The organism is Bacillus sp. FSL E2-8900 (genome assembly GCF_037966225.1).
Lineage (GTDB): Bacteria > Bacillota > Bacilli > Bacillales > Bacillaceae_G > Bacillus_A > Bacillus_A cereus.
In genome coordinates this window covers 1,336,910-1,352,167 of sequence record NZ_CP150193.1, presented here as the reverse complement: position 1 = coordinate 1,352,167, position 15,258 = coordinate 1,336,910, and the positions used below count along the sequence as shown (strand labels likewise).

The following is a 15,258-nucleotide window of genomic DNA, read 5'->3' as shown; positions in this document are numbered from 1 at the left end:
TTATTTAACCCCTACCTTTACTCGCGGCTGTACGAAAGGCATCATTTCACGTAATTTACGTCCAACTACTTCGATTTCATGTTTATTCTCTTTCTCATTTGTCGCATGGAAATTTGGTCTTCCTGCTTTATGTTCTGCAATCCACCCTCTTGCAAATGTACCATCTTGAATTTCTGCTAATACTGCCCCCATCGCTTTCTTCGTATCTTCAGTCACAACGCGTGGTCCTGATACGAAGTCTCCCCACTGCGCTGTATCTGAAACTGAATATCTCATATTTTCAAGTCCACCTTCGTACATAAGGTCAACGATTAGCTTCAATTCATGTAAACATTCAAAATATGCAAGTTCAGGCTGATATCCCGCATCAACTAACGTTTCAAACCCTGCTTTTACAAGTGCAGTCACTCCGCCGCAAAGTACAGCTTGCTCTCCAAACAAATCTGTTTCTGTTTCTTCTTTAAACGTCGTTTCTAGTACACCAGCTCTCGTTGCTCCAATTCCGTCAGCATAAGAAAGTGCTTTTTCAGTCGCAACTCCTGTTGCATCTTGATATACTGCAAATAATGCAGGAACAGCCCCGCCCTCGGCGAACGTACGGCGTACGAGATGCCCTGGTCCTTTTGGCGCTACTAGAAATACATCTACATTAGCTGGTGGTTTTACTTGATCAAAGTGAACATTAAATCCATGTGCGAACACGAGAGAGTTTCCAGCCTGTAAATTTGGTGCAATTTCAGCTTCATATACTTCTGGTTGTAATTCATCAGGCAATAGAATCATTACTACATCAGCTTTTTCCGCAGCTTCTGCTACTGTATATACAGAAAACCCATCTTCATTCGCTTTATCCCAAGACTTACCTTTTCTTAAACCTACTACTACATCAAATCCGTTATCACGTAAATTTTGCGCATGCGCATGACCTTGCGAGCCATATCCGATGATTGCTACTTTCTTTTCCTTTAATACATTTACTGTTACATCTTTCTCATAATAAACTTTTGCCATTTTCATTTCCCCCTATATTTAAATGATTATTGAATTAACATAACTTGCTTATCTTGTTTTTTCATACTACGTGTAAATGCTGTTACACCTGTTCTAGCAATTTCTTTCAAACCGTATGGACGAAGTAATTCAATTAACGCTTCTACTTTATCTTGCGTACCTGTTACTTGCACAACTATGGAATCCTTCCCAACATCTATTACAGCGGCTCGAAACGGTTCAATTAAACTATATAATTCTGCCCTCGCTACAGAAGTTGCTACTTTAATAAGAGCAAGCTCTCTAGCAATCATCGCTTCTTCTGTAATATCTGATACTTTCAGAACATCAATTTGCTTATGCAGTTGTTTAATTAACTGCTCCACTTGCTGTTCACTTTCAACGTGTACAACAATCGTCATTCGCGATATATCTGATGATTCTGTATGACCTACTGAAATACTTTCAATATTAAAATGTCTTCGTGTCATAACCCCTGTAATTCGGTTTAACACACCACTTTGATTTCGAACTGTCGCTGTAACAATTCTCTTCACCCTTTTTCCACTCCCTCCATTTGGTGAACACCTTTTCCTGGCGCAACCATCGGCATAACCTTCTCTGATTGAAGTACACGACAATCAATTACGACTGGCTCTTGTAATTCGATCGCATGCTGGATTTGCTTCTTTGCAAGAAGTGGATCGTCAATACGAACACCTTTTATGCCATATGCATTTGCAAGAGCGACGAAATCTGGTTGGCATGGTAATAAAGAATGTGAATATCTTTGATTGTAAAATTCATCTTGCCATTGTCTTACCATTCCTAAAGCTTCATTATTTAAAATAAATACTTTAACGGGTAAAGCGTGTTCTTTTAATACACTTAATTCTTGCAGAGTCATTTGAAACCCAGCATCACCAACAATTGCAATAACTAATTCTTCAGGCTTTGCAATTTGCGCACCGATTGCTGCTGGAAATCCGAACCCCATCGTTCCTAATCCACCAGAAGTTACCCATTTATCTGGATTTTTCAGTGGATAATATTGCGCTGCCCACATTTGGTGTTGCCCAACGTCTGTTGTTACAATCGCTTCTCCCTTCGTAATTTCATATAGCATATCAATCGCATATTGAGGTTTAATACTTTCAGAATTTCTTTTATAAGAGAATGGATATTTTTCTTTTCTATTCTTTAATAAAAAGAGCCATTCATGATGATTTTCTTTCTTTCCTTCTGATTGAAGCAATACTTCTAACGCCTGCTTAGCACTTGCAACAATAGGAATCTCTGTTGGCACATTTTTCCCGATTTCTGCTGGATCAATATCGATATGTGCAACAGTCGCCCCTTTAGCAAAAAAAGCTAAATTTCCAGTAAGACGATCATCAAATCTCGCGCCTATATTAATGAGTAAGTCGCATTCATATAATGCCATATTGGCTGTATAAGAACCGTGCATTCCCCCCATCCCTAGAAATAGTTCATCATCTGGTGGAAAACCACCAAGTCCAAGTAATGTATGCACAACAGGGATTTCATATTTACGAGCAAAACTTGTCAATTCTTTCGAAGCTTTCGCATGCAATATACCCGCTCCAGCTAAAATTAACGGTTTTTTTGCGGTTTCAATTACTTTGAGTAATTTGTTTATTTGAAGTAGATTCGGTTCATAATTAGGGTTATATCCTGGTAAATCCATTTGTACATTGCTACATCGCTCACCTTTCTCGACTACCATATCTTTCGGAAGGTCAATAACGACTGGTCCTGGTCTTCCTGTTTTAGCAATATGAAATGCTTCTTTAATAATTCGAGGTAAATCTGAGGCCTTTCGCACTTGATAGTTATGTTTTGTCACTGGCATCGTAAGTCCCATAATATCTGCCTCTTGAAAAGCATCGCTCCCAATTAACGTTGTTGCTACTTGGCCTGTAAATACTACAAGTGGCAATGAATCAATCATCGCATCAGCTAGACCCGTAATTACATTTGTAGCACCTGGTCCACTCGTTGCAATTACAACCCCTGGATTCCCTGTAATTCTGGCATACCCTTCAGCAGCGTGAATTGCCCCTTGCTCATGCCTTGTTAAAATATGCGGAATTTCACAATCATACAATGCATCATAGAGAGGTAAAACGGCACCACCCGGATAACCGAAAATCACTTCTACGCCTTCCTTTTCTAGCGCTTCTAACAATAGCTGTGCACCAGTTTCCAGTTTCTCTTCCGTTTTTGAAGACATTGTTCTTATAAGCCCCCTTTTTCAACCTTTTATACAATAAAAAAATCCTACGTCCACACTCCAGCTATGTGCTGAAGGGACGAAAGATTTCGCGGTACCACCCTTCTTTGCAAGAATACTCTTGCCTCAGTGATCCATAAATGGATCTAGCTAATAACGGAGCTACCGTCTAAGCCTAGACAAATGCTTTAGCTTAGCACTCAAGGGCGATGTTCGTCGACGTGAACCATCGGTTTTCAGCAACCACCGACTCTCTGTGAGGCTTCACAATCAACTACTCCTCCCTATCAACGCTTTCTTATGTTAAAAAAGTTGTTATCCAACTTTATTTTCTTCGTAAATTTTCTCTCCATCTTCTACAACTAACTTACGAAACTCTTCTAATAAACGGTTCGTATGTGGACCTGTTTGCCCTAAGCCAATCGTTCTACCATCTACTGTCGTAACAGCAATCACTTCAGCAGCTGTTCCTGTTAAAAACACTTCATCAGCTACATATACATCATGTCTTGTAAATAACTCTTCTCTTACGTCATACCCAAGTTTTTCGCCGATTTCTAAAATGGCGTTTCGTGTAATACCTTCTAACGCTCCAGCAGAACTTGGTGGTGTAATTAATTTATTTCCTTTAACAATAAACACGTTATCTCCTGATCCTTCAGCTACATATCCTTGATCATTTAACATAAGCGCTTCTTGTACTCCAGCTAATTTCGCTTCAATACGAACTAAAATATTGTTTAAGTAATTTAAAGATTTTACTTGAGGGGATAAAACATCGGGACGATTTCGGCGCGTTGCAACTGTTACAACTGGAATCCCTTTCTCATAATATTCTTGTGGGAATAAAGATAATTGTTCTGCAATTACTACTACATTCGGCTTCTTACATGAATCGGGATCCAATCCAAGATTTCCTGCTCCTCTTGATACAACAAGGCGAATGTATCCATTAGATAATTTATTTTGTCGAATCGTCTCAACAACAATATTTGTTACTTCATCTAATGAATATGGAATTTCTAAAAGGATTGATTTTGCTGATTCATACAACCGGACAAGATGCTCTCTCAAACGGAAAACATTACCGCTATAAACTCTAATTCCTTCAAACACTCCATCGCCATATAAATAGCCATGATCATATACTGAAACTTTTGCCTCATCTTTTGGAACAAATTCTCCATTTAAGAAAATCCATTGCTCATTCACTAGAAGCGCCTCCTATGTTCTATGAATTTTTTATTGTTTCCTAGTTTACTCTCCTTTCTAAATAAATCAAGTGAATTTTTAGAAAATTTATAATTTTTAATCATACGTACTTCTTTACTTATACTGATTTAACAACATTGTTAACGTTTACAAAAAGTCAAAAAATTTTTTTCGCCAATTTCCACTAAAAAAATATTTGTTTAAAAGAAGGATTTTCATCAATTGATACGAATCTATTGTATTCAATAAACGGACGTCCGATTTTATAAATCCGGAAATATATAACGACTTTTGCTGAAAAAGGGGGAAAATAACAAAAATAGCGCTGTCTAAAAATAACATTCATATTTTTCATTTCGTAATCATAATCCTATTTTTAAAAAACAATTTGTCAAAATGAAGGAGGAAATAAATATGGCGTGTGTACAAATTAAAGGAACGAGACAAGAGGTAGTAGAAATGCTGCAATTATTTGATCTAATGGATACGAAAGGTTTTTGTAAATTCGATAATTACGTAGAGGTAGAACCAAATACGCAAGAACATAATCATTTTATTGCTTCAATCGACATCCATTCAAATACTTCTTCAGCACAAGATACATTATTAAACGATCAATTCGTTAGTCAAATGCTTACTGGCGTATATAACGACTAAACAAAGATTTACTTCCTACCGTCTTTTCATAAATATATGCAGTGAACTTGAGCATACTAGCAATTAGATGGTAGGGAGGTGAGAATTATGGCTAGAATTGGCGTTGAAAACTCATTAACAGACGTTCAACAAGCTCTTCAGCAACAAGGTCATGAAGTTGTTACACTTAACTCAGAACAGGATGCACAAGGGTGTGATTGTTGCGTTGTAACTGGGCAAGATTCTAATGTGATGGGCATTGCAGATACATCAATTAAAGGATCAGTCATTACAGCTCACGGTTTAACAACTGATGAAATTTGTCAACAAGTTGAAAGTCGCACTTAAAAAATGAAAGAGGACTCCTTTTAAAAGGAGTCCTCTTTTTTATATTCACCTAACGGGAAAGTAACATATACTGGATGAAAGCCCTACCTCTCTCTCATCATTACGGTTCCACTGACCGCTCCTTGATTCACTAGTATACATATATAGCTTACAAATACAATTTATAGGGTTTGTTCACAAAAGTTGTTGATAAAATTACCCGATCTTTCGCAAACTTTTCGTATTGCATTCATAAGAGATATTTACTTTACACTAGCTGTAACCGAGACACGAATTAAAATTCTAACACCAATACAATAACTTGTCAACTTTTTTCCGCAAATTAAAAACAGACATTAACGGTTTGTCTGTTTTAGAATGGAGCTTTTTCTTTTATTACATATACAACAAAGCCGCTTACTAACATGAATAAGCCAACTACTAAGTTTTTGATATTAATCATAAATTCCTCTCCCTTATTCCACACATCATATATATTTACATTTCAATTATTCCGATCATCCTAAAGCGCACTTTTTTTAATATATCATAATTCCTAAAAAATGCAAGTTCACTTTTGACGACCATTCACAAATTTATCTACAGTGCTTGGTACAGTATTTAAAGCCTTTTCAATTAAATGTGTACTGCTGTTGAGATGTAATACTTGCACCCCATTAGAACCAACTACTAAAAAAGCTACTGGACTAATGGAAACCCCAGCCCCGCTTCCTCCTCCAAATGGATGCCCTTGTTTGTTCTCTTTATGCTGATTTTGCCCACCGTTATGTTTTTCAGTAATGAAATCCCCTTTAAAATCACTTCCACCAGCTCCAAAACCAAAAGCCACTTGAGATACTGTTAATACTACATTTCCGTCAGCTGTTGAAACCGGGCTCCCAACAATTGTATTTACATCTACCATCTCTTTTAAATTTGTCATTGCCGTTTTCATTAAATTTTCAATTGGATGTTCCATTATGTATTGCACCCTTTCCTCATTATTCCTTTTTATATTTTCCAAAATAGAGGAAGTCATACTAACTTTTCCTATTTCAAGAAAACATTTTCCTCCTTTTAAAAGATACTACTCCCTGTACATGCTCCGGTATAGTGAAACTTTAATCAGTGGGATGTGCACGTTTCTCGACTCCCACAAATAGCGGGATAAAAAAGAAAAAGAGATACATACTACTATTGAACCTTGTTATGAAAGGAGTCATGACTTTGACTGAGAAATTTGATGATTATAAAAGAAAAGATAGAATAGATAGTGATTATAGTGACTATAAAGAAGAGTACGCCGCTGAGGTTGCACCACAACGCATTGATTATGATTACGATGATAAAGACGATAAAGATGTTGTAAAATCGTCCGCTGCTGGATCAACTGCTGGTTTTATCGCTCTTGCGCTATCTATCTTATCGCTATTTACATTTCCAACACTATTTGGTCTTGTTTCTGTTTTACTCGGTATTTACGCTTATAATCGCGGAGCTACTGTAACTGGCGGTATCGCTGCAGTTGTCGGTGGAATTGCTGCACTTATCGCAATTTTATTCCGAGTAGCACTTATTGGTCTATTGTTCTCCCTGTTCTAAAAAAGAAAAAGGTATCTCGCTTAACGCGGGATACCTTATCCTGTAAACACATCTTCCGATGGATATTTTATTTTTTGTTTTGCTGGTCGCGCTAAAGAGAACACAAGTGTTAATGGTCCAATTAATCCGCAGAACATAACAAACATAATAATACATTTTCCGAATGCCGATAGCTTTGCAGTAATTCCCATCGTTAATCCGACTGTGCCAAACGCTGATATTGTCTCAAATAATAATTGAATAAAGCTGAAGTTTTCTGTAAGCATTAATATGAATACCGCTGCTAAAATAAGTATTTGACTGGCAACAGCAATCGCTAAGGCCCTCGTTACTGTCGACATTTTAATTGTACGCTGAAATAAAACAATTTCCTCCTTTTTTCTAAAGAAAGAAAGGACAGATGTAATTAAGATAACAAACGTCGTTAATTTAATTCCTCCACCTGTCGATACACTTCCTGCACCAATAAACATTAAAATCATCGTAAATAATATAGATGATTCTTCCATACCTCCATAGTCAACCGTATTAAATCCAGCTGTCCGCGGAGTAATACCTTGAAAGAAGGAAGCCCATAGTTTTTCATTTAAAGATAAATTCCCTAACGTCTTCACATTATTATATTCCAATACAAAAATTACAATCATTGCTATAACATTTAGCACTACTGTTCCAATAATCATTATTTTTGAGTGAAGTGATAATTTTCGAAAACTGCGGCTATACCATATATCAATTAATACGGTAAAACCGAGTCCCCCAATTACAATTAAAGAGCAAATCCCAATATTAATAATGGGATCCCCTACATATCTTGTTAAATTATCTGGCCATAAAGCAAATCCTGCATTATTATAAGATGCAATTACATGAAAAATACTATAATATAAACCTTTTCCAAAACCAAACTCTGGAATAAAGCGAAACGATAAAAAGATGACCCCAATAAGTTCAATACAAATCGAAAATATAAAGACACGCTTTACTAATTTTACAAGACCACCTATATTTGTTTGATTAAATGCTTCTCCAATTAATAAACGATGGCGTAATCCGATTTTTTTACCTAGTACCCAAACAATTAAAATGGCAATTGTCATAAGACCTAGACCACCTGTTTGAATTAAAAACATAATAACAATTTCGCCAAACATCGTAAATGTACTTGCTGTATCCACTACTCCCAAACCAGTTACGGTCGCTGCTGACGTTGCTGTAAAGAAAGCATCTACCCAACTAATATGTACTTTCGTTGCGAATGGTAATTTTAATAACAAACCGCCAACCACAATTAAGCAGAAAAAGCCTAATGCTAATATTTGTGGTGGGTTTAATCGTATAAGACGATTATACAGCCCTTGTTTTTTTGTTACGTCCATATCACTAACTCCCTTATTAAAGTGAAGCTTTCCCCTCATACAATAAAAAGCTTTTTAAAAGCCCTTAAATAATTGGGACAAACCTTATATTCTCATAATATAGTTGAGCATAATCCTTTTTTTCATAGATTACAACTTTTATTTATATTCAGATTCCTTTTCGTTTTATGCTGGGAAAACTCTATATCCTAACTCAATATTGCTAGCAATAACAATTTCATATGTACTATTTTTCAAATCCCCATATCTTTCACTCTATGTTCACATAGAGGTCACACCTATCTTTTATAGTATATGTATCGAAGTTGTTCCTCCCTAATTTATAAGACATTCCCCAGTGTCTTTGAATAGCTTCCATCCCTAATTAAATTGACATAAATTGTCCCCTTCCTTGACCATCTTATAAATGATGGTCTTATTTTTTTGTTTTCTCTATCTTTTATTCCGCTATTTGTGGGCAATAAACGCCCGATTGGTTAAGGCTAATAATCAACAGGGGATGAACAAAAAACACTCATTAAATTTTCATTTTATTTAAAACTCCCTCTCTCTTTCACTCTATATTCACACAGAGGTCACATCCACCTTTTATAGTATATGTATCGAAGTTGTTCCTCCCTAATTTATAAGACATTCCCCAGTGTCTTTGAACAGCTTCCATCCCTAATTAAATTGACATAAATTGTCCCCTTCCTTGACCATCTTATATATGATGGTCTTATTTTTTTGTCTTTCTATCTTTTATTTAAAACTCCCCCTCTCTTTCACTCTATGTTCACACAGAGGTCACATCTACCTTTTATAGTATATGTATCGAAGTTGTTCCTCCCTAATTTATAAGACATTCCCCAGTGTCTTTGAACAGCTTCCATCCCTAATTAAATTGACATAAATTGTCCCCTTCCTTGACCATCTTATATATGATGGTCTTATTTTTTTGTCTTTCTATCTTTTATTTAAAACTCCCCCTCTCTTTCACCCTATGTTCACATGAGAGTCACACCTATCTTTTATAGTATATGTATCGAAGTTGTTCCTCCCTAATTTATAAGACATTCCCCAGTGTCTTAAAGCAACTTCCATCCCTAATTAAATTGACATAAATTGTCCCCTTCCCTTGACCATCCTATGTGATGGTCTATTTTATTTTCCAAACACAAAATCGGTCTATCTACACTTAAACAAAAATGAAAAATTCAGAAAATATTGTCAAATTAGGTATTTTTTCGGTATAATTACTTTAGAAAGAAATTTCGCAAAAACAAAAGGGGGGATTTTATTGAAACAAACAAAAGCAATCTTAATCGCATTATTTCTAGGTCTAGTTGTTGGACTCACTCTAAATTTAGCTGCTCCATCTATCTTTGAGCCACTAAATCAATATGTGTTCAACCCAATTGGTCAATTGTTTATTCGACTTATTAAAATGCTAGTTGTTCCTGTTGTGTTCATTTCTATCGTACTTGGTGCTGCCGGCCTTGGAGATCCGAAACAACTTGGAAGAATCGGTTTAAAATCAATTTCATTCTTTCTCGTAACAACTGCGGTTGCCATCTCTATAGCGGTTACATTTGCACTTATTATAAAACCAGGAGCTGGCGGTAATTTTAAAACAGAAGGTCTTAAGTATGAAGGTGCAAAAACTGAAACATCTTTCGTCGACACATTGCTAAATATCGTACCAGATAACCCAGCAAAAGCGATGGCTGACGGAAACATGTTACAAATCATTGCCTTTGCCGTATTGATTGGACTCGGTATAGCTATTTTAGGAAAACGAGTTCAAGGTATCCATTCATTACTTGAACAGGGCAACGAATTAATGATGTATCTTGTTAATCTCGTTATGAAATTAGCCCCAATTGGAACATTCGGTTTGCTCGCTTCATCCGTTGGTAAAATGGGGCTTGCAGGCGTCACTGCGATGTTCAAGTATATGATTGTCGTTATGTTAGTACTCATTATTCACGGGGTCTTTGTATATGGCGGCTTATTAAAGGTATTAGCAAAAGAAAGTATTGTTCGTTTCTTTAAACATTTCGGACCAGTAATGGCAATTGGATTTAGTACATCTAGCTCTAATGCATCGCTTCCATTTGCAATGAAAACAGCACAAGATAAGCTTGGCGTTCCAAAAGCGATAAGCTCATTTGTACAACCACTAGGGGCAACTATTAATATGGATGGTACTGCCATTATGCAAGGAGTAGCCACTGTATTTATCGCTCAAGTATACGGAGTTGAACTTACATTACCGCAATTAGCTATGGTCGTATTAACTGCTGTACTAGCTAGTATCGGTACTGCTGGTGTACCTGGTGTTGGACTTGTAATGCTTACAATGGTTTTAAATCAAGTAAATCTACCAGTAGAAGGTATCGCTTTAATTATCGGTATTGACCGTATTCTAGATATGTCTAGAACAGCTGTAAACATTTCTGGTGATGCAATTTGCGCAATGATTGTCGCAAAATCAGAAGAAAAATATAATACGGATCAATCGGCAGCATCGTAAATCAAAAAAGGAGTGAATTATTTCACTCCTTTTTTGATTTACTCCCTTTTTTAGAACGATATTCTTTCCCTTTATTATCATTACCAGTTTCAAATTCAGTGCTAAATTCCTGATTAAACTGGCCGGACTTTGGTGATCCTTGATTACCGCTCCCTTTACTACCGTTACGATTCGTCATATTTCTCCCTCCTTCCTTGTATTAGTAGTATGGCGCTCTATCTTTTTTCATACACATTTTATTTATTAACATCTATTACACACGAAAGAAGATCTCCCATCTATAAGGAAGACCTTCTATTTTATCACGTAAGCGTTTTCTTGTTTATAATCACTTAAATAAGTTTTTTGGAAATTGAAATCATTACATTCATTTCATCTTCTGAAAGTGCAGAGAATCTTTCTTGTAAATATTGTTTTTTCGCATCTTCCATTTTCGCAACTAAATCTTTCCCTTGTTCTGTAATCTCTAAATACACAACTCGGCGATCTGATGTAGAACGTGAACGAGTTACAAAACCCTTATTAATTAATTTTTCTGTAACAGCTGTAATATGACTATTCGACACATTTAATTCATTTGCTACACGCGATACCATTTCTTTATTCGTACGATTTAATATTCTTAGGACGATGAATTCATTCCACGGTATGTAACCACCAAATATTTTTCCGATATCATTACGCAACGTGCGAAACATAGCAAACACATTTGTCGATAGTTCTTCCATTAATTGCTCTCGATTTTGAGACAACATTGACAGCTCCTTTTATTTCATTTAGTTAAATAAAAACCTTATTAATAATTTTACATGAAATCTTACTTTTTGTCACCTTATTTTCCCATAATTCGTAGTTTTTTAATATGTATTTCATGATAAAATGAAGTCAACTTCCAGAAAAAGGGGTATTTTAATGCATGAGGAGGATAGGTTCTCAAATCTCAGCCTAAAAGATAAAACAATTATCATTAGTATTATTGCTCTTTTTCTCATTATAGTTTTTACATTTATATTTTTTGTATATGTAGGAATCTTTCAAATTACAGGTATAGCGTATAGTTCACGTACTGCTTTACTTCTCTTTTTTTTATTAATCACTTTCTTAGATGGTATTACATTATTTATTTTCAGTTTCTTCAAAGCGCTGCTATATCCATTGACTCAAAATATGTCAAATTGGATTTCTCTCACTCTTTTCTCATTCATTGAAATTACACTAGATTGGTTCGTCATTCATACTGCTGATGATTGGATAGAAAGCGTACAAATGTCCAACTTAACTGAATTATGTGTCGTACTATTCTTTTTTCTATTAAATAAATTATTAAGTGACAAGAAAGAGTAAGAATACAAGCTTTTCTATATAAAAATTGGTACAATGAAAGCAAATCTTACTAAAGAGGTGTTAATTATGAACTTACAACAATGGGCTGATAAAGGTATGTCCTTTGATACATATGTGAATGAAATGCAAGTAAACCAATACGAGCTACTACACATTTACAATAATTTTTTAATTCCAAATGAATTACTTCCTGTATTAGAAGAACGTCAAAATGATGGCTGGCGTGTTATCGTATTAACTGCTGATTGGTGTGGCGATGCTCTTTTATGCGTACCTGTTATGAAACGAATTTCTGAAGTTGCAAATATTGATATGAGTTTATTAATTCGCGATGAAAACTTAGAATTAATGGATCAATATTTAACAAATGGAACAGCACGTGCGATTCCAATCTTTATTTTCATTGATAAAGATGGAAATGAACAAGCTGTTTGGGGACCACGCGCTCCAAAAGTACAAGAATTAGTAACTTCAATGCGCGCTACATTACCTGAAAAAGAAGATCCAACTTTCGAAGAAAAACAAAAAGAAATGTATGCTAATTTCCGTGCTACATTAGCTGATGATACTTCTCTTTGGGAACATGTAATGGAAAACATGATGGAAAAAGTAGTAAAATAAAAACCTGCCGAGCTCGGCAGGTTTTTTTATTACATAATGAAGAAATAGAATACCGCAGCTAAAATGAAACGATAATAAGCGAACGGTGTTAGTTTTACACGAGATAATAATTTCAAGAATGAAACAATTGCAAGCATCGCAACAACGAATGCAGTTACAAATCCTGTTACAAATAGCGTTATATCTGCTGAGCTTAATACATCCCAGCTTTTAATTAAATCTAAGCCACTTGCAGCTACCATCATCGGTACTGCTAAAATGAACGTATATTCAGCTGCCGCTGTATGCGACACGCGAGCTAATAAACCACCACTTATTGTAGAACCAGAACGAGAAAATCCTGGCCAAAGAGCTAAACATTGGAACATTCCAATTGTAAATGCCTGTTTATATGTGATTTCATCTAACGTTCTTGCTGTACTTGGTTTCGAAAACTTCTCAGCAACAATCATTAAAATACCACCGGCTACTAAGCTAATAACAACTGGTCCTGGACCAAATAAAACCTCTTTAATAGTGCTATGGAATAATACGCCAAGTACCCCGGCAGGAATCATCCCGATAATAATATGTAATAAATTTAACGATGGTCCGTCTGTTACTTTACCTATTCCAACTAACGACCATAGACGCTTCCAAAATATAACAACAACTGCTAAAATCGATCCCAATTGGATAACAACTTCAAAAACTTTCGCTCTCTCATCGTCAAATCCAATTAAATGTCCTGTTAAAATCATATGTCCTGTTGATGATACTGGTAGAAACTCTGTTAACCCTTCAACAGCACCCATGATTAAACCAATTAACCAATCAGCCACAAGTAGTGCCTCCTTAATAACAAATAATATGTAATTTTTTCACACCTTATCATAATACCTTATCCCTTTTCAAAGTGCATCCTTTTTTTATTGGCTTCATATGTTATAGGCGCGTATTTCTTTTCTAATCTTTGATTAAATTGTATGATAGTAAGAGTTTGTTTTTTTATACGGAAAGGGGATTTTATGAAAGAAACTACTTCATTCTCACAAAAGTTAAAGCAATTTGTATTACTATTTTTTCCGATTTTCGTAACGCAAATGTCATTATTTGCGATGAGTTTTTTTGATACAACGATGTCAGGACATGCAAGTCCAACTGATTTAGCAGGTGTGGCAATTGGAACAAGTATATGGATTCCAGTTAGTACGGGGTTAACAGGAATTTTAATGGCTACTACTCCCATTGTTGCACAGCTCGTTGGATCCAAGAAAAAAGAGGACGTTCCCCACGTTGTCATACAAGCAGTTTATTTAGCAATTTGTGCTAGCTTCGTTGTTATCCTCATCGGTTTTTTCGTCGTTTCACCTATTTTAAATGGCATGCGCTTAGAAGAACCTGTGGAACGTATTGCAGCGCAATTTTTAAGTATTATCGCAATAGGAATTATACCTTTATTCACTTACACTGTTTTACGTGGATTTATTGATGCATTAGGAAAAACTCGAACAACGATGATTATTACATTATTATCATTACCAATTAATGTAATATTAAATTACCTATTAATTTTTGGTAACTTCGGTTTCCCAAAGCTCGGTGGTGTCGGAGCAGCAATTGCTTCCACTGCAACATATTGGTGCATTTTAATTATTACAGTCATTATTATTCAGACGAAAGAGCCTTTTGCCTCTTTCAACATTTTCAAACAATTATACCGACCTTCTCTTTCGAGTTGGATAGCATTCTTAAAACTTGGCGTCCCTATCGGATTTGCTATCTTTTTTGAAACGAGTATTTTCGCTGCGGTAACGCTCATGATGAGTAATTTTAGTACGACAACTATTGCAGCTCACCAAGCAGCTATGAACTTTGCTTCCTTGTTATATATGACTCCGCTAAGTTTAGCAATGGCAATGACTATTGCGGTTGGATTCGAAGTTGGAGCAAAACGTTACGATAATGCAAAACAATACGGACTGATTGGAATTGGATTAGCCCTTGCCTTTGCTTTATTATATTCGATTCTTCTCTACTTCTTTGATGATCAAATTGCTTCTATTTATACGACAGATGCAAAAGTTCATCATTTAGCAAAAGAATTTCTTATCTTTGCAATTTTATTTCAAATTTCAGATGCAATTGCAACCCCTGTACAAGGAGCTTTGCGTGGTTATAAAGATGTAAATGTTGCTCTAATTATGACTTTAATTGCTTATTGGATAATAGGTCTACCACTAGGTTACATATTAGCGACGTATACAGAATGGGCCGCGAAAGGCTATTGGATCGGTCTTATTATCGGTCTAGCATTTGGCGCTGCCTTCCTACTTATCCGTCTCTTTCAAGTACAACGAAAATATACAACACAAAACAGCCGCTAATAATAAAGCGGC

Annotated in this window: 17 protein-coding genes and 1 other annotated feature; of the genes, 7 read left to right on the top strand and 10 right to left on the bottom strand. The window is 35.7% G+C overall.

Annotated features, from left to right (window positions below):
* From ilvC to ilvE, 4 genes are all read right to left on the bottom strand, one after another.
* Positions 1 to 1,011 carry a ketol-acid reductoisomerase gene (ilvC, locus tag NST90_RS07010; RefSeq protein ID WP_001151741.1) on the bottom strand — a complete coding sequence of 337 codons (1,011 nt, stop codon included), beginning with the start codon at positions 1,009 to 1,011 and terminating at the stop codon, positions 1 to 3.
* Between the two features lie 26 nt (positions 1,012 to 1,037).
* Positions 1,038 to 1,547 (bottom strand): acetolactate synthase small subunit, encoded by a 510-nt coding sequence (ilvN, locus tag NST90_RS07005; protein ID WP_000822952.1) that lies wholly within the window; start codon positions 1,545 to 1,547, stop codon positions 1,038 to 1,040.
* Positions 1,544 to 3,244: an acetolactate synthase large subunit gene (ilvB, locus tag NST90_RS07000; protein WP_000095876.1), complete on the bottom strand. Its 1,701-nt coding sequence runs from the start codon at positions 3,242 to 3,244 to the stop codon at positions 1,544 to 1,546. The genes ilvN and ilvB overlap by 4 nt, the downstream gene beginning before the upstream one ends.
* 72 nt (positions 3,245 to 3,316) lie before the next feature.
* Positions 3,317 to 3,544 (bottom strand) — a binding site (T-box leader).
* A gap of 15 nt (positions 3,545 to 3,559) precedes the next feature.
* Positions 3,560 to 4,456 carry a branched-chain-amino-acid transaminase gene (ilvE, locus tag NST90_RS06995; protein WP_001005486.1) on the bottom strand — a complete coding sequence of 299 codons (897 nt, stop codon included), beginning with the start codon at positions 4,454 to 4,456 and terminating at the stop codon, positions 3,560 to 3,562.
* A gap of 414 nt (positions 4,457 to 4,870) precedes the next feature.
* On the opposite strand from ilvE, the gene NST90_RS06990 reads away from it, so the two are divergent.
* Entirely contained in the window at positions 4,871 to 5,113 is a 243-nt protein-coding gene (locus NST90_RS06990; protein WP_000752513.1) for a DUF3911 family protein, read from the top strand.
* A gap of 87 nt (positions 5,114 to 5,200) precedes the next feature.
* A complete protein-coding gene (locus NST90_RS06985) occupies positions 5,201 to 5,440 on the top strand; it encodes a YkuS family protein (RefSeq protein ID WP_000101022.1) in 240 nt (79 codons plus the stop codon).
* A 352-nt stretch (positions 5,441 to 5,792) separates the two neighbouring features.
* Here the strand turns inward: NST90_RS06985 and NST90_RS06980 are convergent, their stop codons facing one another.
* Together NST90_RS06980 and ytfJ are read right to left on the bottom strand one after the other, a co-directional pair.
* The gene (locus NST90_RS06980; RefSeq protein ID WP_000608227.1) at positions 5,793 to 5,882 is read right to left on the bottom strand and encodes a hypothetical protein; all 90 of its coding nucleotides are present in this window, start codon (positions 5,880 to 5,882) and stop codon (positions 5,793 to 5,795) included.
* 108 nt (positions 5,883 to 5,990) lie between these two features.
* Entirely contained in the window at positions 5,991 to 6,458 is a 468-nt protein-coding gene (gene ytfJ / locus NST90_RS06975; RefSeq protein ID WP_000204234.1) for a GerW family sporulation protein, read from the bottom strand.
* Between the two features lie 188 nt (positions 6,459 to 6,646).
* Between ytfJ and NST90_RS06970 the strand changes: the two genes are divergently transcribed.
* Positions 6,647 to 7,021, top strand: a complete 375-nt coding sequence (locus tag NST90_RS06970; protein WP_000136541.1) for a hypothetical protein — start codon at positions 6,647 to 6,649, stop codon at positions 7,019 to 7,021.
* Between the two features lie 35 nt (positions 7,022 to 7,056).
* On the opposite strand, the gene NST90_RS06965 is transcribed toward NST90_RS06970, so the two are convergent.
* Entirely contained in the window at positions 7,057 to 8,400 is a 1,344-nt protein-coding gene (locus NST90_RS06965) for a TrkH family potassium uptake protein (protein WP_000383526.1), read from the bottom strand.
* A 1,279-nt stretch (positions 8,401 to 9,679) separates the two neighbouring features.
* Between NST90_RS06965 and NST90_RS06960 the strand changes: the two genes are divergently transcribed.
* A complete protein-coding gene (locus NST90_RS06960; RefSeq protein WP_283748222.1) occupies positions 9,680 to 10,915 on the top strand; it encodes a dicarboxylate/amino acid:cation symporter in 1,236 nt (411 codons plus the stop codon).
* A 22-nt stretch (positions 10,916 to 10,937) separates the two neighbouring features.
* Here the strand turns inward: NST90_RS06960 and NST90_RS06955 are convergent, their stop codons facing one another.
* Positions 10,938 to 11,093: a hypothetical protein gene (locus NST90_RS06955; RefSeq protein ID WP_000184928.1), complete on the bottom strand. Its 156-nt coding sequence runs from the start codon at positions 11,091 to 11,093 to the stop codon at positions 10,938 to 10,940.
* 154 nt (positions 11,094 to 11,247) lie between these two features.
* Positions 11,248 to 11,667 (bottom strand): MarR family transcriptional regulator, encoded by a 420-nt coding sequence (locus NST90_RS06950; protein WP_000081432.1) that lies wholly within the window; start codon positions 11,665 to 11,667, stop codon positions 11,248 to 11,250.
* A 160-nt stretch (positions 11,668 to 11,827) separates the two neighbouring features.
* Here NST90_RS06950 and NST90_RS06945 point away from each other — a divergent pair, with 160 nt between their 5' ends.
* Positions 11,828 to 12,259 (top strand): regulatory YrvL family protein, encoded by a 432-nt coding sequence (locus NST90_RS06945; RefSeq protein ID WP_000544069.1) that lies wholly within the window; start codon positions 11,828 to 11,830, stop codon positions 12,257 to 12,259.
* A gap of 33 nt (positions 12,260 to 12,292) precedes the next feature.
* Positions 12,293 to 12,880, top strand: coding sequence for a thioredoxin family protein (locus tag NST90_RS06940; protein WP_002023667.1), 588 nt, complete (start codon positions 12,293 to 12,295; stop codon positions 12,878 to 12,880).
* Positions 12,881 to 12,909: 29 nt separating this feature from the next.
* Here the strand turns inward: NST90_RS06940 and uppP are convergent, their stop codons facing one another.
* Entirely contained in the window at positions 12,910 to 13,701 is a 792-nt protein-coding gene (gene uppP, locus NST90_RS06935; protein WP_000796256.1) for a bacitracin resistance undecaprenyl-diphosphatase, read from the bottom strand.
* A 186-nt stretch (positions 13,702 to 13,887) separates the two neighbouring features.
* On the opposite strand from uppP, the gene NST90_RS06930 reads away from it, so the two are divergent.
* A complete protein-coding gene (locus NST90_RS06930) occupies positions 13,888 to 15,246 on the top strand; it encodes an MATE family efflux transporter (RefSeq protein ID WP_000665546.1) in 1,359 nt (452 codons plus the stop codon).
* The last annotated feature ends 12 nt before the right edge of the window (positions 15,247 to 15,258 follow it).